The sequence below is a fragment of the Promicromonospora noduliphila genome, assembly GCF_056951025.1.
Genome location: NZ_CM167806.1, coordinates 3,940,889 through 3,962,924, shown reverse-complemented (window position 1 = coordinate 3,962,924; position 22,036 = coordinate 3,940,889). Strand labels below are relative to the sequence as shown.

The 22,036-nt window shown below is 71.8% G+C and carries 16 protein-coding genes, 2 tRNA genes and 1 pseudogene; 7 read left to right on the top strand and 12 right to left on the bottom strand.

From position 1 onward, the window contains the following. Positions 1-50: 50 nt before the first annotated feature. Positions 51-1,448, bottom strand: a complete 1,398-nt coding sequence (locus AC0QU1_RS17390; protein WP_483571023.1) for an SLC13 family permease — start codon at positions 1,446-1,448, stop codon at positions 51-53. Positions 1,449-1,668: 220 nt separating this feature from the next. On the opposite strand from AC0QU1_RS17390, the gene AC0QU1_RS17385 reads away from it, so the two are divergent. Beyond that, positions 1,669-2,301, top strand: coding sequence for an MBL fold metallo-hydrolase (locus AC0QU1_RS17385; RefSeq protein WP_483571022.1), 633 nt, complete (start codon positions 1,669-1,671; stop codon positions 2,299-2,301). An 11-nt stretch (positions 2,302-2,312) separates the two neighbouring features. Here AC0QU1_RS17385 and AC0QU1_RS17380 read toward each other — a convergent pair whose 3' ends face one another. The 7 genes and pseudogenes from AC0QU1_RS17380 to AC0QU1_RS17350 form a co-directional block, all read right to left on the bottom strand. Then, entirely contained in the window at positions 2,313-4,556 is a 2,244-nt protein-coding gene (locus AC0QU1_RS17380; protein ID WP_483571021.1) for a glycoside hydrolase family 3 C-terminal domain-containing protein, read from the bottom strand. 345 nt (positions 4,557-4,901) lie between these two features. Continuing rightward, positions 4,902-5,159, bottom strand: a pseudogene (locus AC0QU1_RS17375) (transposase); the annotation flags it as partial. 151 nt (positions 5,160-5,310) lie between these two features. After that, positions 5,311-5,381 (bottom strand) — tRNA-Gly (locus tag AC0QU1_RS17370). 148 nt (positions 5,382-5,529) lie between these two features. Then, complete coding sequence (locus tag AC0QU1_RS17365; protein WP_483571020.1) at positions 5,530-6,465, bottom strand: carbohydrate ABC transporter permease; 936 nt, start codon at positions 6,463-6,465, stop codon at positions 5,530-5,532. Position 6,466: 1 nt separating this feature from the next. Next, positions 6,467-7,396 (bottom strand): carbohydrate ABC transporter permease, encoded by a 930-nt coding sequence (locus AC0QU1_RS17360; protein ID WP_483571019.1) that lies wholly within the window; start codon positions 7,394-7,396, stop codon positions 6,467-6,469. Continuing rightward, positions 7,393-8,706, bottom strand: a complete 1,314-nt coding sequence (locus AC0QU1_RS17355; protein ID WP_483571017.1) for an ABC transporter substrate-binding protein — start codon at positions 8,704-8,706, stop codon at positions 7,393-7,395. The genes AC0QU1_RS17360 and AC0QU1_RS17355 overlap by 4 nt, the downstream gene beginning before the upstream one ends. Before the next feature lie 90 nt (positions 8,707-8,796). Next, positions 8,797-10,737 (bottom strand): glycoside hydrolase family 127 protein, encoded by a 1,941-nt coding sequence (locus tag AC0QU1_RS17350; RefSeq protein WP_483571015.1) that lies wholly within the window; start codon positions 10,735-10,737, stop codon positions 8,797-8,799. Between the two features lie 421 nt (positions 10,738-11,158). On the opposite strand from AC0QU1_RS17350, the gene AC0QU1_RS17345 reads away from it, so the two are divergent. Then, positions 11,159-12,277: a LacI family DNA-binding transcriptional regulator gene (locus AC0QU1_RS17345; RefSeq protein ID WP_483571014.1), complete on the top strand. Its 1,119-nt coding sequence runs from the start codon at positions 11,159-11,161 to the stop codon at positions 12,275-12,277. A 298-nt stretch (positions 12,278-12,575) separates the two neighbouring features. On the opposite strand, the gene AC0QU1_RS17340 is transcribed toward AC0QU1_RS17345, so the two are convergent. Next, positions 12,576-15,503 carry a CBM35 domain-containing protein gene (locus AC0QU1_RS17340; protein ID WP_483571013.1) on the bottom strand — a complete coding sequence of 976 codons (2,928 nt, stop codon included), beginning with the start codon at positions 15,501-15,503 and terminating at the stop codon, positions 12,576-12,578. A gap of 176 nt (positions 15,504-15,679) precedes the next feature. On the opposite strand from AC0QU1_RS17340, the gene AC0QU1_RS17335 reads away from it, so the two are divergent. The 3 genes from AC0QU1_RS17335 to AC0QU1_RS17325 all read left to right on the top strand — a co-directional run bounded on the left by AC0QU1_RS17335 (position 15,680) and on the right by AC0QU1_RS17325 (position 18,209). Further along, positions 15,680-16,699, top strand: coding sequence for a LacI family DNA-binding transcriptional regulator (locus AC0QU1_RS17335; RefSeq protein WP_483571011.1), 1,020 nt, complete (start codon positions 15,680-15,682; stop codon positions 16,697-16,699). A gap of 90 nt (positions 16,700-16,789) precedes the next feature. Continuing rightward, positions 16,790-17,317, top strand: a complete 528-nt coding sequence (locus tag AC0QU1_RS17330; protein ID WP_483571010.1) for a toxin-antitoxin system HicB family antitoxin — start codon at positions 16,790-16,792, stop codon at positions 17,315-17,317. 49 nt (positions 17,318-17,366) lie between these two features. Then, positions 17,367-18,209: a DUF4097 family beta strand repeat-containing protein gene (locus AC0QU1_RS17325; RefSeq protein WP_483571008.1), complete on the top strand. Its 843-nt coding sequence runs from the start codon at positions 17,367-17,369 to the stop codon at positions 18,207-18,209. Between the two features lie 196 nt (positions 18,210-18,405). Here the strand turns inward: AC0QU1_RS17325 and AC0QU1_RS17320 are convergent, their stop codons facing one another. Further along, positions 18,406-19,203, bottom strand: coding sequence for an SDR family NAD(P)-dependent oxidoreductase (locus tag AC0QU1_RS17320; protein ID WP_483571006.1), 798 nt, complete (start codon positions 19,201-19,203; stop codon positions 18,406-18,408). Positions 19,204-19,317: 114 nt separating this feature from the next. On the opposite strand from AC0QU1_RS17320, the gene AC0QU1_RS17315 reads away from it, so the two are divergent. Then, on the top strand, positions 19,318-20,214 hold the full coding sequence (locus AC0QU1_RS17315) for an AraC family transcriptional regulator (protein ID WP_483571005.1): 897 nt from the start codon (positions 19,318-19,320) through the stop codon (positions 20,212-20,214). A 163-nt stretch (positions 20,215-20,377) separates the two neighbouring features. After that, positions 20,378-20,451, top strand: a tRNA-Pro gene (locus AC0QU1_RS17310). A gap of 169 nt (positions 20,452-20,620) precedes the next feature. Here AC0QU1_RS17310 and AC0QU1_RS17305 read toward each other — a convergent pair. Together AC0QU1_RS17305 and AC0QU1_RS17300 are read right to left on the bottom strand one after the other, a co-directional pair. After that, the gene (locus AC0QU1_RS17305) at positions 20,621-20,854 is read right to left on the bottom strand and encodes a hypothetical protein (protein ID WP_483571003.1); all 234 of its coding nucleotides are present in this window, start codon (positions 20,852-20,854) and stop codon (positions 20,621-20,623) included. Then, positions 20,784-21,878 (bottom strand): baeRF2 domain-containing protein, encoded by a 1,095-nt coding sequence (locus AC0QU1_RS17300; RefSeq protein ID WP_483571001.1) that lies wholly within the window; start codon positions 21,876-21,878, stop codon positions 20,784-20,786. The genes AC0QU1_RS17305 and AC0QU1_RS17300 overlap by 71 nt, the downstream gene beginning before the upstream one ends. Positions 21,879-22,036: the final 158 nt, after the last annotated feature.

Here is a 22,036-nt window from a genome sequence, read left to right as displayed (position 1 = left end):
CCCTACACATGTAGGTGGCGCGGACCGGTCTCAGCGGCGCCAGCACGCTCTCATGGCAGCCAGTCCGGCAGCACCAGCAGCGCCCAGCTCGCGACCGGCGCCACGAGGATGAGGACGCCGGTGTAGCCGAGGAGCTTACGTTCGTAGACCTTCACGTCCACACCGTGCGAGTTCGCGAGGACCATCGCGCCGTAGGTCGAGAACGGGCTGACGTCGACGATCGTGGCGCAGATCGCGACCGCGGCAACGGTGCCGATGACGCTGACGTCGCCGCTCTGCAGGAAGGGGAGGACCAGCGGGACGAGGATCCCGATGATCCCCAGCGACGACGCCACCGAGGACACGGCCGCCGCGATGTAACACGTCAGCAGGACGGCCAGCAACGGGCTCCCGACCCGCGCCACCGTGTCCGCGACGAACTCGATCGTCCCGTTGGCCTGCAGCAGCCCGACGTACGTGAGCACGCCGCACACCAGCAGGAGCGTAGGCCACGCGACGAAGTTGATCGCCTGGCTACGTACGTCCCCCGACGACAGCAGGAGCAGGACGATCGCGATGATGAGCGCGGTGAACCCGAGGTCGGTCTGCAGTGCGGTCACCACGATGATGAACAGGACCAACGCGGCCATCGTGGCGATCTGCGGCAACGTCGGTCGGGGGATCGGCGACCGTTCCGACGTGACGGTGCCTGCGTCCGTACGCATCGAGATGCTGCTCCCGCCCTGGTGAACACTCGTGCCGCCGCCGGCGAGGTCTCCCTTGGCGTCGGTCCTCATCCCCGCCGAGCCCTCGGCCGGAGACGTGCTGGCCACGGCGGCTTCGTCGGACTCCTCGTCGAGCTCGTCCCGGCGTCGCAGGATGTCTGCTCCGCCGAACACCCGGAACCCCACCAACGACACCAACGTGTTGAACACGAGCACAAGGGCGTACAGCAGCCACGGCTGCTGTTGGAGCCCGAACCGCTCCATGAGGCCGTTCACGATGACGCCGTAGGGCGTGACCGGCGAGAACGCCCCCGCCTGGGCGCCGTGGACGACCATGAGTCCGATCAGGACCGGCCTCAGCTCGTACCGGACGATGAACTTCGCACCGATGCCCGCCAGCAACGGGACGGCGCCCGGGCCTAGCGTCGACATGAGAGCGCTGATCAGGAACAGGACCCATGGCAGGAACGCCACCCGGCCGCGCACTGCCTGGATGCAGACTCGCATGATCCAGTCCACCGTGCCGTTCATCTGCGCCACACCGAGCAGGAGCGTCGTTCCCACGATGATCACGAACAGATCGGTGGGGAAGAACGCGAGCAGCTCCTCGACCTCCAGACCGGCGAGAAGCGTGCCGACCAGGAACGTGGAGATGAGCGCGAGCGCGCCCAGGTTGATGCGCACGATCGTGCCGAGCGCAAAGAAGGCGACCAGCACGACGATCGACCACACTTCAGGCGCCATTGCCTGACCTCTCTGATTGGACGGTCCCAGCCGACCGCCGCGCCGACGCACGACGGATCGCGGGAGGACTCAGCAGAGACAACCATGAGGGTGCGGCGAGTGTCAACCGTTTGGTTACGTCCACCTCGCCGGCCTCGCTCCCGGCGGACAGCGACGCGGTCCGCGGCGAGAAGGTCGGGAGTAACCAAAGGGTTACCGCTGCGTGGTACCGTATCGTGGCGTGAGGATCACCAAGCGCCATCACGCCCATCTCACGGTCGACATCGACGGCCGCAGACTGGTCATCGACCCCGGCATGTTCTCCTCGACTGCGGCCGAGGGTGAGATCGAGGCCGTCGTCGTCACGCACGAGCACGCCGATCACTGGACGCACGAGCACCTGACCGCGATCAGGGCGCGGAATCCCGACGTGAAGATCTTCGGCACGCGCGCCCTCGCCGAGGCGGCACCCGACCTTCCCGTCGTGGTCATAGCGGCCGGCGACTCCGCCGACACTGGGCCCTTCGATCTTCGGTTCGTCGGCGGTGAGCACGCCGCCATCCATCCGACGTTCCCCGCGTCGACAAACGTGGGAGTCGTCGTGAACGGCGATCTCTACCACCCCGGCGACTCCTACACCGTGCCCGACCAGCCGTGCGCGACGGTCGCCGTCCCGATCGGCGGGCCCTGGCACAAGATCGCGGAGTCCATCGACTGGATCTCCCGACTCCGGCCGGCCAGGGCCTTCAACCTCCACGACGAGACGCTGTCGGAGGCTGGGCAACAGATGGCCAACGACATCATGGCAAGGGTGGTGGGTGCGGGCGGTGGCACGTACGCCGCCCTCGCGGTCGGCGAATCGATCGAGGTCTGACGGCGTTTCTGTCAGGACCGCCTCGACGCCGACTCGTGCTCACCGTTGGCGAGCGCGAGGAGCTGCTCCATCTGGTCGCGGGTGAATGCCCCGCCGCTCATGACGACGGCCTGCCCGAGCGGAATCGACGCCGCCATGCGCATAGTGTCGGTGCCGAGACCCTCGACCACGTCGCTGGCATCCTGCGGGGCGGAGAACATCTGCGCGACGAGTGGGCCGGCCACGGGGTGGTTCAGCATCTCGCCTACGGTGGAGCGCTCGGTGAGGGGAGCCACCTGGTCGTCTCCCGTCAGGGTCACGGATGCCGTGAGGCGGAGGTCGCGGCTCGACGCGCCGACGTGGAACTCGTAGGTGCCCGACTCGAGCGCCCATCGAGCCGCGGCCGTGTCCCAGTAGGCCAGGTCCGCACGGGGGATGACGACGCTGATGTGTCCCGACTCGCCCGGCTCCAGCTCCAGCGAGTCGAAGGCCTTGAGCTCGCGAGGCGCGCGCTGCACGCTCGACGTGGGAAGACCGACGTAGAACTGTGCGACCTCGCGCCCGGCGTGCGCCCCGGTGTTGGTGATCCGGACGGCCGCCGTCACGCCGTCCGGACTGGTCGACACCTCGAGATCGGAATACGCGAACGAGGTGTAGGAGAGCCCGTGACCGAACGGGAACGTGACGTCCATCTCGCGCGCGTCGTACCACCGGTAGCCGACGAAGATGCCCTCGCCGTAGACGACTCGCGAGTTCTCTCCGCGGAAGTTCAGGAACGTGGGCGTGTCCTGCAGCCGTTGAGGAACCGTCTCGGACAACCGGCCCGAGGGGTTGACGACGCCGTACAGGACGTCGGCGATCCCGCCCCCGCCCGCCTGGCCGAGCAGTCCGCCGGCGAGGATCGCGGATGCCGAGCGTGCAACGCGCTCGAGCAGGACGACGCCCCCGTTGCTGAGGACGACGGCGGTGCGCGGTTGCACGGCGGCGACGGCCTCGAGCAGCTCGAGCTGCGACTCCGGGATGTCGATGTCGGCCCGGTCGAAGCCCTCCGACTCCTCCCGCTCGCCGAGCCCGAGGAACAGCACGGCGACCTCGGCCTCGCGCGCGGTCTCGACCGCTTCGGCGCGCAGCCGGTCGGCATCCTTCGCGTCCTCCGAGAACCCGGCGGCGAAGGTCACCGTGCCATCGGTCGCCAGGTGACGGATCTCGTCGAGGGGCACATCGACGCGCGCGGCGTTGACGTGCGAGCTTCCGCCACCCTGGAAGCGGGGCTCGACGGCGAAGCTGCCGATGACGGCGACGCGCTGTCCGCTGCGCAATGGAAGGACGGCGTCGTCGTTCTTGGCCAGGACGATGCTGCGAGCGGCGGCTTCACGGGCGAGCCGGTGATGCGCGTCGAAGTCGATCGGCTCGCCGGGCGGGGTCGCCACGGCGCGCTCCGCGAGGCGAGCCACGTTGGCGGCGGCTGAGTCCAGGTGCTGCGGGTCGAGCGCGCCGTCGCGGACCGCCTCGGCGACCGCGGCCACGGCTTCCGGCCGCTCTCCGGGCATGGCCAGGTCCACACCGGCACGCACCGATCCGACCGGATCGAGGACGGCCCCCCAGTCGGAGACGACCAACCCGTCGAAGCCCCATTCGCCGCGCAGCAGGTCGGTGAGCAGCCAGCGGTTGACCGCGGCGTGGATGCCGTTGATGCGGTTGTAGGAGCACATGACCGTCCACGGCCGTCCCGCCGTGATGACGCGCTGGAAGCCCCGCAGGTGGATCTCGCGCAGTGGTCGGTCGGCGACGTCGGAGCTGGAGCGCATCCGGTCGTCCTCGGAGTCGTTGGCCACGAAGTGCTTCACCGACGCCCCGACGCCCTCACCCTGAAGGCCCTGCACCCACGACAGGCCCAGCTCGCCGGTGAGGTAGGGGTCCTCGGAGAAGTACTCGAAGTTGCGGCCGCCGCGGGGGTCGCGCTTGATGTTCACCCCGGGGCCGAGGAGGACGCCGACGCCGTAGGCGCGCGCTTCGCGCCCGAGTGCTGCCCCGACGGCGGTGGTGAGCTCGCGGTCCCATGCTTGCGACAGCCCGGCGGCCGGGGGAAAGCACGTCGCGGGCTCACTGCCGGCGACACCGAGGTTGTCGGCGGAACCGGCTTGGAACCGCACCCCGTGCGGACCGTCGGCCAGAGTGACGGCCGGGACGTCCGCGACCTGGCGACTCTGCGAGAACGACGCCCCGGTCGTGAGAGAAGCCTTCTGCTCGAGGGAGAGGGAGGAGATGTCGGTCATGGGCGCGCCTTCCGCGATGTCGGGGTTCTGTTAGGGGAGGAGGGGAGGTCGTGCGTGAGGGTGGCGAGCGTGTCGTCACGACCGGCGGGCAGGTCTGGGTCTTCCGCAAGACTCATTGCGACTCCTTCGTCTTTCCAACCACTAGCGCGCGCTACCCGACGATACGGCTCCCCGTGAGCGCGCGCAAGTAACGCCCAACGCGCACCGCGACCGCGGTTGGTGGACGCCCGTGGGTGTTTGACAAGCCCGCGATAGACGTCGCTGGCGTGAGGAGGAATGACGTCCTGAGCGCGCGAGTCGGTGTGCGCCCCGTGACTTGCCTGGACGGGCCGCACATCAGAACGTGTGCCCAGGCTCGGCAGCGTAGGTCAGGAATACCGCGACCTGAGCGTTCTCGATCCTGCCCGCGGTGCCGGTGTACTGCCGCTGCACCCCGACCGACCTGATGCCCTTCTTCAGATCGCCGGTCTCGTCGACCACGAGCACCGCACCCGGATCGGCCAGGTGCCCGAGTGCGTAGGAACGCACGTCGTCACGCGCCCCGTCGGCGTCCCAGACCGCCCGCCCGAGCAGGTGCTGCAGCCGGTGCGGAGAGTCGTGGCCAGTGGCCGCCCCACGTCCAGGCACCACCCCAAGTCAACGACCCAATCTACGGCTGTAGTACTAGGGCCGGGCCCACGCAGCGCTGCATCCAGCCCTCCGAACGCACGAAGCCCAGGTCAGAGAACTCTCTGACCTGGGCTTCCGCACTCGGAGCGGGCGACGGGAATCGAACCCGCGTAATTAGTTTGGAAGACTAAGGCTCTACCATTGAGCTACGCCCGCGCGCCCATGCTTCGCAACACGGTGCGGGCCATACCTTAGCAAACCTCGAGCCTCACGAAGGCTTCCGACGGCGTGACGCGCGCCGCCGTCGAGCAGCCAAAGGGTGGCCGGAAGGGCTCCTAGAAGCGCTGTCGGAAGGGCAGCACCCTCACCCCTTCACCGACCCCGAAGCCAGCCCCGCAACGTAGTACCGCTGCAGCGCCACGTACAGCACCACGCACGGGATCATCGCGATCACGGACCCGGCCGCGAGCAGCCCGAAGTTCACCTGCCCGTAGGCCCCCTGCTGCAGGTTCACCAGCGACACGGGCAGCGTGTACAGGCTCGAGTCGGTCAGGAACGTCAGCGCCCCGAGGAACTCCGTCCAGGACGCCAGGAACGCGTACAGCGCCGCGGTCGCCGTCCCCGGGACCACGAGCGGCCGTAGCACCGACACGAGGATCCGGAGCGTCCCGGCCCCGTCCACGTGTGCGGAGTCCTCCAGCTCGGCCGGCACCGCCGCGAAGGTGTTGCGCATGAGGAAGATGCCGAACGGCAGGTTCACCGTGGTGTAGAAGAGCACGAGGCCGAGCAGGCTGTCCGTGAGCCCCATGACGTTCATCTGCAGGTAGAGCGGCGTGAGGATCGCCTGGAACGGGACCATGAGCGTGACCAGCACGAGCCCGAACAGCAGCCCGCGACCCCGGAACGGGAACTTGGCGAACCCGTACCCGGCCAGCGTCGCGAGCACCGCGGTGAGCACGGCGGTGGAGACCGAGACGATCGCCGAGTTCAGGATGCCGCGCCACACCTCCGGCTGGTCGACCACCGCCTGGAAGTTGACCCAGGACAGGTCGAAGAACCGGTCGTCCGGGGCGGCGACGATCACGTCGCCCGGCTGCCCGGCCCGCACGAAGGCGACCGCCAGCGGCACCAGGAACACCAGGGCGGCGAGGGTGCCACCCACCACGTAGAGCGTCCGTTTGACCCGCGTGTCCCGCTCGGGTCCGGACGAGCGTGGCCCGGGCCCGGGGGCGGCAGCCCTGGCCGGACGGCGGACGGCGGCACCCCGTCGGGGCACCGAGGACTCGGTGACGGTGGCCATCTCAGCTCCTCTCCCGCAGCAGCCAGAACTGCGCGGCGGTGACCAGACCGGTGATGACGACCAGGACCAGCGACATCGCCGTCGCGGCCCCGAGCTGTAGCTGGACGAACGCCCGGCGGTAGATGGCCATGACGATCGTCGTCGTCTCGGAGCCCGGTCCGCCCTGGGTCAGGATGTAGAACTGCGTGAACGCGAGGAACGAGCCGATCACCGACAGGATCACCGTCATGGCGATGGTCCGGCGCAGCATCGGCACGGTGATCGAGAGCTCGCGCTGCCACCACGAGGCGCCGTCGATCTCCGCCGACTCGTAGACCTCGCGCGGGATGCCCTGCATCCCGGACATCAGCAGCACCATGGTCAGCCCCGACACGCCCCAGATGACCATGACGCACAGCAGCCCCGTGGCGAGCGGGCCCTCCACGAGCCACGCCGTCGTCCCGTCGGTGATGCCGAGAAAGCGCAGCACCACGTTGACCAGGCCGCTGTTCGGCTGCGCCTCCAGCAGCATGAGGAAGCTCAGCGTCGTCAGGCCGATGACGAACGGGACGAAGAAGATGGTGCGCAGCAGCGTGGCGCCCCGCCGGTTGGACCGCACCACCACCGCGAGCCCGTACCCGAGCAGCAGGATCGGCAGCGTGACGATCGCCGTGTACAGCAGGGTGTAGCCGATGGCGGCCCAGAACGTCGGGTCGGTCAGCACCGAGGCGTAGTTGGCGAGCCCGATGAACCGGTAGGAGCCGATGAGCGGGAAGTTCGTCAGCGAGATGTAGACCGCCACCACGAGCGGCACGAACACGAAGACGACGACGAGCGCGACGGCCGGCATGACGAGCGCCAGCCCGGTGCGTTCGGGATGCGTGAGGGTGCCGCGTCCGCGGTGCGGCGCAGGAGCGGCGCCCGGCCGGTCCTGAACGGTCGCCGCGCTCATGCCTGGGCCTGCCTCAGGATGCGGTCGTACGTGGTCTGGGCCTCGTCCATCGCTGCCTCGACCTCCCCGTCGAAGACGGCAGAGCGGAACATGCGCAGCCACGGTCCGTCCTGCTGGTTGTAGATCAGGTTGTAGGCGAGAGTGGTCGGCGCGTACCCGACGTCGAGCGACTCGAGCGGCGGCACCACGAACGGGTGGTCCGCCGCGAACTCCGGCGTGACGACGTCGGACCGGACGGGGGAGTAGAAGCCCTCCGGCATCCGCGTCTGCTGCTCCACGGAGACGGCGAACCGCATGAACTCCCAGGCGGCCGAGGGGTTGGGCGCGCCGTTGAGCAGGCACAGGTTGTCCCCGCCGTCGAAGAAGGCCCGCCCGCCGTCCGGCCCGGGCAGCAGGACTACCTGCGAACGGGCCAGGAGCTCCGGATCGGCGTTCGGCACCACGACGCCGTACCCGGCGGGGAACATGCCGAGGCGTCCGGCCGTGTAGTCGGCCGACCAGCGGGAGGCGTCGTCGGCGAAGCTGCCCGGCGGCACCAGGCCCTCCGCCCACAGCGTGCGCTCCAGCTCCAGCGTGCGGCGCAGCGGCTCGTTGCCGACGACGTCGCCCCGCTGGCCGCCGACCTCGCCGGCGATGAGGTCGCGGTCGGCCGCCCACACGTGGGGCTGGACGGTGAAGCCGAGCGCGCCGGAGGCGTTGCCGGGGAACGACCAGCCGTAGACGTCGTCGCCCAGCGCGGTGATCGCCCGGGCCGCCTCGAGGATCCCGTCGAAGTCCGCCGTGTGCTCCTCGACGGACAGCCCCGCGCGCTCGAACAGCTCGGTGTTGCAGAACAGGACGGAGAAGTCCCCGATGAACGGCAGGCCGTAGTGCCGACCGTCCTTGGTGCTCAGCGCGACGTGGCCCGGGCTCAGCGCGTCCCCGATCCCGAGCTCCTCGATGAGCGGCGTGAGGTCGGTGAACGCGTCGCGGTAGGCGAACAGGGTCGAGTAGATGTCGTCGATGTCGACGACGTCGGGCACCCGCCCGCCGCGGATCGCGGTGGCGAGCTTGGTCACGTACTGCCCGTTCTGGATGGGGGTGAGCTGCACCCGGATCCGGTTCTGGGCCTGGTGGAACGCGTCCACCACAGCCTGCGTGCCGTTCACCGTGTCCGACCGGCACCACAGGTTCAGCGTGCCGCTCGCGTTCTCGCCGAAGCCCGGGGCCTCGACGTTCGCCGGCCGGAGTGTGCCGCCGCAGCCGGCCAGCACGGCCGACGCCGTCGCCGCACCGGCCAGCGTGAGGAGCTGGCGTCTGGTGAGCTCCATCGCTCTCCTTCCTTACGCATCGTCGCGTGGGGTGGGCCGGAGCCCGGTGGCCGGACCGGCCGGGAGTCCCGGCCGGTCCGGCGGTGTGGGTCAGCGGGTAGGCACCCAGACCCGCATCGGCTGCGGGCCGCGGTTGGCCCAGGCGTAGTAGGGGATGGCGGTCAGCGTCACCTCGCGCACCGGCTCCTTGTCCGACGGCGTGTGGTCCGGCGCGGCGGTCGTCGCGTACGGCGTCGTCGCGTCGGGGTCGGGCGCGGGGCCGACGGCGCCGCCCGCCTGCACCACGGTCACGCCGCCCAGCAGGCCCGGGCGGAACTCGGCGGACATCGGCGCCGCGACGTCGATCCGCAGGTCGTCGACGACGGCGCCGTCCGCCTGGTCGGGCTGTTCGAGGGCGTAGACGAGGGGGCCGCGCTCGATCGCGACGCTGCCGCGGACGGCGTCGACGCGCGGGTCGGCCACGGTGAGGCGCGGCGTGAGGGGCAGGTCGAGCACCACCGTGTCGCCGACGGCGAACCGGCGGGTCACCCGCGCATAGGTGCCGGCGGCCACGGGCTCGCCGTCGAGCGTGGCGCCGTCGGCCCAGGCGGGGACGCGCAGGGCGAGCGTCACCTCGCCGTCGGGGGTCTCCTGGACGTGCAGCGCCACGCGGCCCTCGTCCGGGTAGCGGGTGTCGACGCGCAGCCGCAGCACGCCGTCGGCCAGCGGGGCGGTGACCGTGCCCGGCGCGTACTGGTGGAGCTGCAGGCCGAAGGCGTCGGTGGTGGCCAGGTAGCCGGTGAGGCTAGAGACCGTGCGCATGATGTTCGGCGGGCAGCACGCGCAGTCGAACCAGCTCCGGCGGCCGTGCGCGGGGCTGCGGTTCTCCTCCGGACGCGCGCCGCTGCGGAGCTGCAGCGGGTTCACGTAGAAGTACTCGGTGCCGCCGAGCGACACCCCGGCCAGGAACCCGTTCAGCAGCATGCGCTCGATCTGGTCGGCGTACCGGGCCTCGCCCGTGGCCAGCAGCAGGCGCCACGCCCACTGTACGCCGCCGATCGCCGCGCACGTCTCGGCGTACCCGCGGTCGGTCGGCAGCTCGAACGGGTCGCCGAACGACTCGCCCTCCCAGCGTGCCCCGAGCCCGCCGGTCAGGTACTGCTTCTCGCGCTCCATCGAGCGGTACTGCGTCTCCAGCGCGGCGAGCAGCTCGGCGTCGCCGGTCTCGACGGCGACGTCGGCCGCGCCCGCGCCCAGGTACACGGCCCGGACGGCGTGGCCCTCGACCGTGGTGGCGCTGCGCACCGGCACGCGGTCGGAGAAGTAGGTCGGCGCCTTGCCGTGGCCCTCGATGATCCCGGTGCCGCGCGCCTCGACGAACCAGCTCGCCAGGTCCAGGTAGGCCCGCGTGCCCGTCTCCCGGTACAGCTCGACGAGGCCCATCTCGACCACGGGGTGGCCGTCGACCTCGCGGAGCTGACCCTCGCCGTCGCCGAAGGTGGCGACGAGGTGGTCGGCCAGGCGGACGGCGACCTCCAGGAGCTCCCGGTGGCCGGTCCCGCGCGCCTGGGCGACCGCCGCCTGGAACAGGTGCCCCGCGCAGTACAGCTCGTGGCTCCAGGGCAGGTCGCTGTAGCGGGGCACGTTCCGGAGCATCGGCACCGAGTCGAGGTAGCCGTCGTCGGCCTGCGCGGCGGCGAGCAGGGCGGTGACGCGGAGCTGGTCGGCGAGGAGCTGCTCGTCCGGCTCGCGGGCGTACTCCCAGGCGGCGGCCTCCAGCCACTTGTGCACGTCGGAGTCCGCGAAGATCGGGCCGATCGCCTCGCCGTCCGCCATGCCCGCCGCGATCTCCAGGTTGCGCAGGTTCCCGGCCTTCTCGAGCTGTTCGAGGCCCTCGGGGATCGCTGCCGACCGGTTGACGTCGGCGGTGCGGCGCCACAGGCCCCCGTCCACCGTCACCCGTCCGGGGGCGAGCGGGCGCAGGAGCACCCGGGCGTCGTCGGTGGGTTCGGCCGGGCCGCGCGTCGCGCCGGTGGGCGTCGGAGTCGTCATCGATCTCTCCCTCGGGACGGAAACAAGGAATCCGATTTCCTGATCGTAGGGAGTCGGCGACGGCGACGTCAAAGGTCTGGGGCGAATCTGCCGGAAACTGGGGTGTGAACTGCGCTGTGGGTCGTGCGAAGAGGTACGATGACGCTTCGCTCGGCGGGTGCGGAGGTGTGCTCGGGCGGCCTGGGCGGAAAGTGTGCCGAGGAAACTACGGGCCGCGGAAGTTGTGCGGTGGGCGGCTTTGGCGGAAGCAGGTCGAGGAAGTTGCGCCGGGCCGGGAGCGGCGCGGCGCGCAAGCGACAGTGCGGCAGCCGTGCGAGGCGGGGTGGCACGGAGGCCGTGCGGGAGCGGTGCGGTGATCGTGTGGCAGGAAAGCGGTGCGGCGGACGGTGCGGCGGACAAGGAACGGGAAGGTCGGTGCGCGATGGAGCGGGGACAGGTGGTGCGGATCACGGACGTGGCCGCCCTGGCGGGTGTCGCGCCGAGCACGGTGTCCAAGGCGCTCAACAACACCGGCTCCCTGCGGGAGAGCACCCGCGCGCGGGTGCGGGAGGCGGCGGACCGGCTCGGCTTCGTGCCCGACGCCACGGCGCGGTCCCTGTCGGCGCGGCGCAGCTTCACGGTGGGCCTGCTGAGCACGGACTCCGCCGGCCGGTTCTCGCTACCCGTGGTGCTCGGCGCGGAGAACGCGCTGGTCGGCGGCCGGCTGTCGGCGCTGCTCGCCACCGCACGCCACGACCCCGTGCGCGAGCAGCACCACGTGCGCGCCCTCGTGGCCCGGCGGGTGGACGGGATCATCGTCACCGGCCGCACCACCGAGCCCCGCGAGCCGATTCGGGTGCCGGTGCCGGTGGTGTACGCGTTCGCGCCGTCCGCCGACGCCGAGGACGCTTCGGTGGTGCCCGACGACGCCGCCGGCATCGGGCTCCTCGTCGAGCATCTCGTCGGCCTCGGCCGACGTCGGATCGCCTACGTGGGCGGGCGCGCCGAACAGGCGGCGTCCCAGGTGCGGCACGACGCGCTCGTCGCGGAGCTGGCCGCCCGCGGCCTGGAGCTGGTCGGCCCCGCGCGGTTCGGGGACTGGTCGGAACAGTGGGGACGGCGCGCCGTCGACCTGATCCTCTCTGGTGCCGCGGTCGCGGGGGCCCGTCGAGATCTGGTGTCTGCGCCGAGATCTGGTGATGCGTCACCAGATCTCGACAGCGAGCACCAGATCTCGACGGCGGTCGGTGATAGGGCCGGCCGGTTGGGGGTTGATGCGATTGTGTTTGCGTCCGATCAGTTGGCGCGCGGCGGGTGTGACCGGCTTCGGGAGCTTGGGCTGCGGGTGCCCGACGACGTCGCCGTGACCGGCTACGACGACTGGGAGGTCATGTCCCTGGCGAGCCGTCCGCCGCTGACCACCGTCGACATGCGGCTCGAGCGCCTCGGCCAGCGCGCCGCCGAGCTCCTGATCGCGGCCATCGAGGGCAACCCGGCCCACGGCGTCGAGCGCCTCGCGCCCCGGCTCGTCGTCCGAGCCTCGACGCTCGGCGATGCCTGACGCGCCGGGCCTGGGGTTCGGGCTCGACGGGGAAAGGTGCCTCGCGGGGCTGCGTTGCGCTCAGTCGACAACGTCAACTCTCAGCAACACAGCCTCGCGAGGCACTTTTCCCGGCACCGGGGAACCGCCGCTCTGTCAGAAGCCCGGGTTGCCGCCCAACCGGTTGAGCACGAAGCCTACGTCGCCTCCACGGGGAAAGTGCCTCGCGGACCTGCGTTGCGCTCAGTCGACAACGTCAACTCTCAGCAACACAGCCTCGCGAGGCACTTTTCCCCGGCACCGAGGAGCCGGCGTTCCGTCAGAAGCCCGAGTTCCCGCCCAACCGGTTGAGCACGAAGCCCATGTCGTTGAGCAGTCCCGCCGTCCCCGAGCCCGACACCGTCGTGTTCGCGAACGTCGCGCTCCCCGTCGCGTGGAGCTCGATGCCGTAGGTGCCCGAACCCGTGACGGAGACCCGGTCGAAGCTCACCTGCTGGATCGACTTCTGCCACGACATGAGCACGCCCGCGTAGGTGCTGTCCTGGATGGTCAGGTCCCGCACCACGATCGGGGCGTCGATGGCGTGCACGTCGGCGTAGATCCACAGCGCGCCCAGCTCGGCGGGCCAGTTGGGCTCCCGGCTGCCGGTCCGCGTCAGGGTGTTGCGGGCCACGGTGGTGGTGCCGGTGAACGGCACCCCGAAGCGGGTGCTGACCGCGATGCCCGCTGCCGCGTTGACGGTGTCGGCCACGAGGTTGTCCTCGACCCGGTTGCCGCCCCCGCCGCCGTAGACCGCCAGGCCGTTGGCCAGCGCCGGGGCCTGGACCGTGTTGAACGAGAACACGCAGCCGCTCACGGCCGCGCCGTCCGACCACATCGCCAGCGAGTCGTCGCCGGTGTTGCGGAACGTCGACTGTGTCACCTGGGAGTTGGTCACGCCCGAGCGGAAGTTCACGCCGTCGGCATAGGTGTCGCGGACGCGCAGGCCGACGGCGAGCACGTCGCGGGAGCCTGGGCGCACCCAGAGCCCCACCTTGGTGTGCTGCATCCAGACGTTCTGCAGCAGCGTCTCGCCCGTGAAGTCGCCCTCGATCGCGGCCTGCCCGTTGGCGTCGTCGCGTACGGTGGCCGAGCCGAAGATCGCGACGTCGGCGATGGTCACGCCGCCGCCGGTCCCGTAGAAGCCGCCGACCCGGCCCGTGCCCACGAGCACCGAGTGCCAGGGGCCCGCGCCGAGCACGGACACGCCGGACACCCGGATCGCGTCGGACACGTGGAAGGTCCCGGCCGGGATCCAGACGGGGACCCCCGCGGCCTTGGCCGCCGCCACCGCCGCGGTGACGGCGGCCGTGTCGTCGCCGCCACCCGCGGTGGCGCCGTGCGCCGTGATCGACACCGCGCCGGCGGGCGCCGTGAGCGGCGCCGCGACCCGCTCGGCCTCCACCAGGTCGACGTCGACGTGCGACACCGCGCCGGAGTCCTTCTGGAGCCGCAGGACCGTCCCGGCCGGCTGCTCCGGGATCTCGAACCGCACCTCGTCGTAGAACCGGTGGGCGCCGCCGAGCGCCGGGTCGTTGTGGAACGGGTAGTCGCCGTACTGCCAGGCGTGGGCCGAGCTCAGCGTGACGTCCCTGAGCTTGGTCCCGTTCGCGTAGACCGCCAGCGGCGTGCTCTGCCCGGCCCCGGTCGCATCGTCCGGGATCGAGTACCGCACCACGATCCCGCTCGCCGGGGCGGTCAGCGTGACGTCCACGCGCTCGCCCACGGCGTCCAGCCGGACCGCGCTGCGGCCGCTGGACTCCGCCTGGACCGTCCCGTACGTGCGCGACGGCGCCAGCCTCGTCCCGGTCGTCGCTCCCGCCTCGGCCTCGTACTGGGTGTACGACGTCGACGCGCCTCGCGCCGCCAGATCCGTCTCGCCGGACACCGCCACGCTGTCCACGAGCACGTCGGCGCCCGCGCTCGCGGCCCGCAGGCCCACGGTGTTGATGCCGGCGCGGACCGGGACGCTCGCCGTCACCGCGCGCCAGCCGCTGCCCGCCGCGAAGGCCACCTGACCGGTGACCCGGCCGTTGACCAGCAGGTCGAGCGTGCGGGCGCCGCCCGGCGTCGCGAACCGGACCGTCGTGGTCGCCGTGCTGGCCGACGCCGCCCGGACCGTGCGCAGCACCCGTGCCCCGGCGGCCGTGAGACCCCCGACGTAGCCCGTTCCCGTGAACCCGCCGGTGGCGCTCGCGACAGCCGCGCCGCCGGAGTGGTAGGCGTTCTCCGCCTCGCCCGGCCCGGCGGGCTGCGGCGGGACGTTCGCGGTGACGTCGAGCCGGTCGAGGTTGGCGTTGCCGTTGTCGCCGGCGGCGTAGGCGACCCGCAGGTCGTGGTCACCCGCGGCCAGGGTCGCCGTGTGCGTCACGGTGGCCCACGTGTCCCAGCCCGCGGTCGCGGGCAGGGAGAGCTGCGTCAGCCGGGTGCCGCCGTCGTACAGCGAGAGCGTGCGCGGCGTGCCCGTGCCGTTCGCGTACCGGAGGGTCAGGTCCTTCGCGCCCGCGGCGGTGACCCGCACCTTGAACGTGACCGACGCCGAGCCGGCGTTGCCGTCGGTGAACCCGCCCACGAACCCGGCGCCGGAGTACCCCGTGTGGTCCGTGGCGACCACCGCCCCGCCGGTGAGCGTGGCGGCCTCCGCCTCGAACGCCGGGCCGGGGCCGTAGTCGGCGCCGCCCGACCCGCCGGCGTCGGCGAGGTCCAGGCTGTCGAGGTTGACGTTGCCGGAGTCGGCGCTGCCGAACCGGTAGGCGATCGAGTGGCCGCCGGCGCCGAGCGTGACCGTGCTGGTCTGGGTCGCCCAGGTGCTCCAGCCCGCCGTCGGCGGGAGGGTGACCTGCTGGGCCGCGCCGTCCACCAGGAGGGTGAGGGTCTTGGCCGAACCCGTGCCGTTGGCGTAGCGCAGGGCCAGCGTGTGCGGGCCGGACGCCGCCGCGGTGACCGTGAACGTGGTGGTGGCGGTGCCCTTGTTGCCGTCGGTGTACCCGGCGACGAAGCCGGAGCCCGTGTAGCCGGCGTGCTCGGCGTCCACCACGGCACCGCCTGAGAGGGCGGCCTGCTCGGCCTGGTAGCGGGTGGTCGCGGCGTCGGCGGGCAGCGCGCCGGCGACGAGGGTGGTGCCGACGACGGCGAGGGCCGCCAGCAGGGCGAGGCGTCTGCGCCCGCCTGAGGACGTACGGGTGTCGGACGATGTTCTGCGCGGCATGAGATCTCCTTTGACCGGGATGCGCACCGTTCACCGCGGGCCGGACGGGCCGGGACCAGGAAGGTTTAGCGGTAAACTTGGAAGACCGTACGGGGCCGCCGACCGCCCGGTCAAGACCCGCCGTCGCGGGCGACCTTAGGATGCGGCGGGAGACGGGCGCCGACGGGGAGGTTCGCGTGACCACACGACTCAGCGACATCGCGGACGAGGCCGGCGTGAGCGTGATGACGGTCTCCAACGTGATGAACGGCAAGCGTGCCAGGGTCTCGCCCGCGACGATCGAGCGTGTGCTCGCGATAGCGGCCCGGCTCGGCTACGTGCCCAACATCCCCGCCCGCAGCCTCGCCGCGCACAGCTCGCACATCGTCGCGGCGCTCGTGCCGGTGGGGGAGAACAACAGCCTGCTGGTCAGCCCGCACACGGTCGCCGTCGTCGGCGGCATGGAGACGCACCTGCGCCACCGCGGCTACCACGTGCTGCTGCGCGGCATCGAGCACGAGGACCAGGTGGCGCAGACGGTCCGCGGCTGGTCGCTCGACGGCGTGGTCCTCGTCGAGTTCCCCGACGCGCAGGTCGACCGGCTGCAGCTCGGCCCCGTGCCGCTCGTCGCGATCGACAGCTACTCCGCCAACCCGCTGGCCATCGGCGTGCGCAGCGACGACCGCAAGGGCGGCTGGCTCGCCGGCACGCACCTGGCCGAGGCGGGGCACCGCCGGGTCCTGTTCGCGGGCCCGCCCTACCAGGGCATGGGCGTGGTCGGGCAGCGCTGGGCCGGCTTCCGCGCGGCGTGCGCGGACGGGGGGATCGACCCGCACGACGTCGTGGCCGAGGAGGTGCTCACGACGTTCGAGGACGGCCGCAGGCTGGGCCTGCGCCTGCGCCGCGACCACCCCGAGGTGACGGCGGTGTTCGCGACCGCCGACCACCTCGCCGTCGGCATCATGGCGGGGGTCGTCGAGTCGGGCGGGTCGGTGCCCGGCGACGTGTCGGTCATCGGGTTCGACGGCCTCGACTTCGCCGCGTACACGACCCCCGGCCTGACCACCGTCGCGCAGAACATGCCCGCCAAGGTCGCCGAGGCGTCACGCATCATCCTCGACGAGATCGAGCACGGCCAGGGTCCGCGCGAGCCGGTCGCGCTCGACGTGCGCCTCGTCGAGCGTGGATCGGTCGGCCCGCCCCGCGCCCGGTCCTGACCCAGCGGGGCGCGCGTGCCCTGACCAGGCACGACACGCTGACACCTGCCCATCATTGCGTTGACACCACAATGGTGTCAGAATGGCGTCATGGACCTCACGCACTACGTCGACGACCTCCAGAACCGCCTGGCCACCGTGGCCGACGCCGCGGGCGAGGACGCGCGGCAGCTCGCCCAGCGCCTGACCGCGCCGCTCGACGCCGCCGTGCGCCTCGTCCTGCTCGACGCGCTCTCGGCGGCGGCCGGCGAGATCTCCGCAGAGCTCGCGCCCGGTTCGGTCGACGTGCGCCTGCGCGGCGGCGACCCGGAGTTCGTCGTCGCCGCGCCCGCCGCCGTCGAGCCGACGGCGACCACCGCGCTCTCGCCGTCGTCCGCGCCGCAGCCCGTGCCGCCGGTGGCCGACGCCGATGCGGGGGCCACCACCCGGACCACCCTGCGCCTGCCCGACCACCTCAAGACGCAGGCCGAGGCCGCCGCCGCCCGCGAAGGCGTCTCGGTCAACACCTGGCTCGTGCGCGCGGTCGCGGCAGCGCTCGACCAGCCCGCCGGCGGGGCTTCCCCGCAGACCGGCCCCGTGCAGGGGCCCATCAACCGCCTCACCGGCTGGGTGCGCTGACCGCGCCCGCCGCCACCGCGCACCTTTTCGCCATTACCAGGAGACTCCCATGCCTACTTTCGCCGCACCCACCCCCGTCCCGGTCGTCATCGACGTGCCCTTCGGCAACCTGCGCGTGATCGCGGGGGAGCGGGACGACGTCGTCGTCACCGTCCTGCCCGCCGACCCGAACAAGTCGGGCGCCGTGCGCGCCGCCGAGGAGACGCGCGTCGCCCGGGACGGCGACGCCGTCACGATCATCTACCCGGCCGCCTGGCGGCAGTACGTCCTGCCCTTCTCGGCCGGTGGCGCGATCGTCACCATCGAGCTGCCCGCCGGCTCGGACCTGAGCGGCAAGGCCGGCTCGCTGTACGCGGAGGGCCGGCTCGGCGTCGTCGACCTCACTCTGAACGGCGGCGACGCCCGGGTCGACGAGGCCGCCCGCCTCGACCTCAAGGTCTCGGCGGGCAGCATCGTCGTCGGACGGGCCGCCGGCCCTACGGCGGTCAAGGCGAGCGCCGGCTCCGTCCGGATCACCGACTTCGACGGCGAGGGCCGAGTTCGCGCCAGCAACGGGACCACCACCATCGGGTCCCTCACCGGGACGCTGGACGTCGCCGGGGCGCACGCCGACATCGCGGTGGGCCGCGTGGCAGGCACCCTCACCGCGAGGTCGGCCCACGCCGACATCCGCGTCGACCGCATGGAGTCCGGCAGCGTCACGCTCACCAGCTCGTACGGCTCGATCGAGGTGGACGTGCCGGAGGGCACCGCGGCCTGGCTCGACGTCGCCTCCGAGCACGGGACCGTGCGCAACCAGCTCACGCCCACCGAGGGCCCGGTCGCCGACGAGGCCACCGCCGAGATCCACGCCAGCACGGGTTGGGGCGACATCATCGTCCGGCGGCCGTGACCGGTCCGGGGTCCTGGCGTTCCGGGGAACGACGAAGTGCGCTTCTACCCTGCGATTTTGCCCAAACCTCGTTGGGTTCTTGGGCCGAATCGCAGGGTAGAAGCGCACTTTGGGGACCAGGCCTGGGGCCAGTGGAGCCGGAGGATCAGCTCCGGGATCGGCGGAGCCGGGGCGCCCCCGGACCGGCCGAGCTGGATCAGCGGAGCCGGGTCGCGGTGATGCCGCCGTCGACGTCGAGGACGGTGCCGTGCACGAAGGCGCCCTCGGCGGAGGCGATGTGGCGCACGGCCCACGCGATGTCGACGGGGCGCACCGGCACGCCGGCGGGCGTGCCCGCCGTCGCCGCGGCGAGCAGCTCGGCCGACGCGCTGTTCCCCGGCGTGGCGGTCGCGCCCGGCGCGACGCCGGCCACGCGGACGCCCTTGGGCCCGTACTCGGCCGCCCATGCCCGGGTGAGCTGCTCGATCGCGGCCTTGGTCGCGGGGTAGAGGGCCATGAACGGCACGCCCACCCGCGCCATCCACGAGCCGATGTTGACGATCACGCCGCCCCCGCGCTCGACCATGCCGGGTGCAAGCTGCGCGACGAGCACGTGCGGCGCCCGGACGTTCGTCGCCAGCACGGCGTCGAGCGTGTCGTCGGACACCTGATCGGTCGGCCCCGACGGGTAGATGGCCGCGTTGTTCACCAGGATGTCGACCTGGCCGCCGAGCTCGTCGGCCGCGCGCCGCGCGAAGTCACGTACCTGGTCCGGGCCGGCGGAGAGGTCGGCGGTCACCGCGGTCGCCCGCCCGCCTTGGGCGGCGATCGCCTTGACCACCTGCTCCGCCTTCTTGGCGTCGCGGCCGCTGACCACCACGTGCGCGCCCGACGCCGCGAGCACGCGGGCGATCGCCTCACCGATCCCGCTGGTGGATCCGGTGACGACGGCGGTCCGGCCCGCGAGCCGGTCGTCGGAGGGGAGCGCTGACAGGACGTTCTCGTTGGATTCCATGCCTCCAGCCTGGTGGCGGCGCGGCGCGCCCGGTTGCCTGATCGCGGCGGATCCTTGCCGCCTTCGGACACCCGCCGGTCGACACCCGGCGGTCAGATGGCGTTGAATCCAGACGTGGTCGACGTCGTGAACGTGAGCCTGGACCGAGCCGCCGAGAGCGTGCGCCGGCACGCGGACAACAGCGCGCGGGCCGAGGTGCTCGGCCTCCGGCTCGGCCACGTCGACCGGACGACCGGGCTCAACTACCAGAGCTACCAGCCGTCACTGTCGATGGTGCTGAGCGGGCGCAAGCGGTCGGTCATCGGTGAGTACGACCAGCACTGGGGGCGCGAGCACTTCCTGATCACCCCGGTGGACCTGCCGGTCATGGCGGGCGTGACCGAGCTCGATGCGCGCGGCGACTTCCTGTCCGCGATCTGGCGGCTGGATCCGGTCATCGTGGCCGAGGTTGCCGAGGCGATGGCCCGCCCGGCCACGACGTCGGACGCCGAACCCGCCCGGCTCGGAAGCTGGACCCCGCAGCTCGCCGACGCCGTCGCGCGGCTGATCGGCCTCCTCGACACGCCGGAGGACATCCCCGTGCTCGGCCTGCTCGTGACCCGCGAGGTGGTGCTCCGGCTGCTCCAGACCGACCAGGCGCCCCGGCTGCTGGCCGCGCTGGAGCCGGCGCACAGCGGGGTCGTCGTCCGCGCGATCGAGCTGCTCAACGAGTCGCTGCCGAGGCCGTGGACGCTCGCCCGCCTCGCGGCGGCCGTCGGGTCGAGCCCGTCGACGCTGACGCGACGCTTCAAGCAGATCACGGGCATGTCCCCGCTGCACTACCTCAAGCGCCTGCGGCTCGGTGAGGCACGACGGCGGATGGTCCTGCTCGGGGAGTCGGCGGCGCAGGCCGCCCGCGCCGTCGGCTATGTGAGCCCCTCGCACTTCTCGCGCGACTACCGGGCCGCCTACGACACGACGCCGGCGGCGGACGCGACCGAGGTGCGGGCGCTCATGCGTGCGGCGGGGTGAGCGGGCGCTATTGCGGGCTGAGCGGGCGCTCGTGCGCGGCGGGTGAGCGGTCCGTGCCGTCCGGAATCGACTGGCGTGCGCTCCGTGCCGACCGGATATGATGAACCGTCGGCCGGGGTACCCCGAAGAACTCCGAGGTAGTCCTCGGTTTTCGCGCCGTCAGCGGGCTGTGGCGCAGCTTGGTAGCGCATCTGCTTTGGGAGCAGAGGGTCGCTGGTTCGAATCCAGTCAGCCCGACCGTGTGATGTCGCAGGACATCGGAATGGCCTGAACCTACGGATCGTAGGTTCAGGCCATTGTGATCACCGCGACCGTGAGCCCGGGCGTGGATGTCCGCGCTCGTGTTCCCGAGCACGGCCATGTCCTTGCGGTGGGCGTCCTCGAACTCGGCCGCGAGGTCCCGCGGCTAGCGGCGTGATTCAGTGGCTCGGCGGATGATCTTGTCGTCGATATCGGTGATGTTCTGCGCACAGGTCACCACCAGGCCGCGAGCCCGCAGGTAACGAGCTAGGAAGTCGGACTGGGTAGCCCCGCCTCGCGGGGACGTGTCGTCCGTCCGCCGTCGCCGGTCAGAACCGGAGCAGGGCCCCCACACCGTCCACGCAGTGGTCAGGGGAAAGGATCTCGGTGAACGCGGCATTGCCGAAGGTCGCCGACCGGAGCAGGAGCGGACCGGCAGGCGCAGCGAAGACGGTGTGGTCGTCCTTGAACGCAGCGGTGTCAGTGGCCAGTGCCATGGGGTCGGTCATCGATGCGTACAGCTGTGGGTCTCCGGTGCGGTCAGCCGCGAGCAGCAGGGTCTCCACCCGGCCCTCGGACAGGGCGTCCAGGACGGCAGGGAGCCCCTCAAGAGCCTGCCCGCCGGCCAGTTCCGCGTCCAGCCGCTCCAGCACCTCGTGGTGGCTGGCCTCCATCGCGTCGTGCATGGCGGCGTCCACGCTCGCCCGCAGCCCCGCGAGGGCGGAGTCGTCGGCCCTGCCGCCCTCGACGGAGATCAGCCGCCCGGTCGGTGGGCGGCTGGTCAGGTGCTCCCGCAGCAGGCCGACGGCCTTGGGGTCCCCTGCGACGAGCACCACCGCCGCGCCGACCTCGTCGGCCGCGTTCCTGACGTCGTCGGCGGCCTGTGCGGTGTTCTCGCTCCACAGGTTCACGCTCCGCTGGTGATACTTGGCGTGTGCCGGGCCGCCGGCCCGGACCCGAGTGATGTGCAACGTGCTGCCGCTGAAGCTCCGCTGGAACGACGGCTCGTGCGCTGCCGCCGGGTACGCGTCGACGTCCGCGCCGGTGCGGTCGACCGCCACGACCACGTACGGGAGCTGGTGGTCACGGTCGATCGCGAGCTGCAGCGGATCCGGGACGGGCAGGACGACCGCCCCCTCGGCGCGCGGCGGCTGCGACATGGTGTGGACACCGAGTACCTGCCCGCCGGAGGCGAACACGGCCTCGCCCTGTGGCCCCGGAATCTCCCGTGCCCCTCCGACCACGCCGTCCAGCGCCGCGAGGGTCTCCTCGTCCATGCCCTGTTCGGCCAGGGTCCGGCGGGCCGCTTTCCAGCCCAGCTCGATCCGCTTGTCTGCCTGAGGGTCCGTCCGGGTCGTGTCGAGGTACACCGACGCGACGAGGGCACCGGCGTCGTACAGCGATCGAAGAAGCTGAAGGTCCATGGTGATCCCGGGCGCGCAACCCGGATTCCCTTTTCCATCGACGACATGGCCACCACGAGCGTATGTCTCGTCTGCCGCCGGTGCCCTTTCTCTTATTTCATGGCGTCTCTCTTTTCATGGTGCGAAAACAATGGTCGCCCGCTTGGTCCCATAAGGTC

Bases quoted from the DNA above. Each gene is read 5' to 3' on its own strand.
- AC0QU1_RS17355 (WP_483571017.1), bottom strand. From the start codon at position 8,706: ATGGAGCTCACCAGACGCCAGCTCCTCACGCTGGCCGGTGCGGCGACG.
- AC0QU1_RS17380 (WP_483571021.1), bottom strand. From the start codon at position 4,556: ATGACCGACATCTCCTCCCTCTCCCTCGAGCAGAAGGCTTCTCTCACG.
- AC0QU1_RS17325 (WP_483571008.1), top strand. From the start codon at position 17,367: ATGCCTACTTTCGCCGCACCCACCCCCGTCCCGGTCGTCATCGACGTG.
- AC0QU1_RS17300 (WP_483571001.1), bottom strand. From the start codon at position 21,878: ATGGACCTTCAGCTTCTTCGATCGCTGTACGACGCCGGTGCCCTCGTC.
- AC0QU1_RS17350 (WP_483571015.1), bottom strand. From the start codon at position 10,737: ATGACGACTCCGACGCCCACCGGCGCGACGCGCGGCCCGGCCGAACCC.
- AC0QU1_RS17330 (WP_483571010.1), top strand. From the start codon at position 16,790: ATGGACCTCACGCACTACGTCGACGACCTCCAGAACCGCCTGGCCACC.
- AC0QU1_RS17340 (WP_483571013.1), bottom strand. From the start codon at position 15,503: ATGCCGCGCAGAACATCGTCCGACACCCGTACGTCCTCAGGCGGGCGC.
- AC0QU1_RS17390 (WP_483571023.1), bottom strand. From the start codon at position 1,448: ATGGCGCCTGAAGTGTGGTCGATCGTCGTGCTGGTCGCCTTCTTTGCG.
- AC0QU1_RS17345 (WP_483571014.1), top strand. From the start codon at position 11,159: ATGGAGCGGGGACAGGTGGTGCGGATCACGGACGTGGCCGCCCTGGCG.
- AC0QU1_RS17365 (WP_483571020.1), bottom strand. From the start codon at position 6,465: ATGGCCACCGTCACCGAGTCCTCGGTGCCCCGACGGGGTGCCGCCGTC.
- AC0QU1_RS17360 (WP_483571019.1), bottom strand. From the start codon at position 7,396: ATGAGCGCGGCGACCGTTCAGGACCGGCCGGGCGCCGCTCCTGCGCCG.
- AC0QU1_RS17305 (WP_483571003.1), bottom strand. From the start codon at position 20,854: ATGCCGCGTTCACCGAGATCCTTTCCCCTGACCACTGCGTGGACGGTG.
- AC0QU1_RS17320 (WP_483571006.1), bottom strand. From the start codon at position 19,203: ATGGAATCCAACGAGAACGTCCTGTCAGCGCTCCCCTCCGACGACCGG.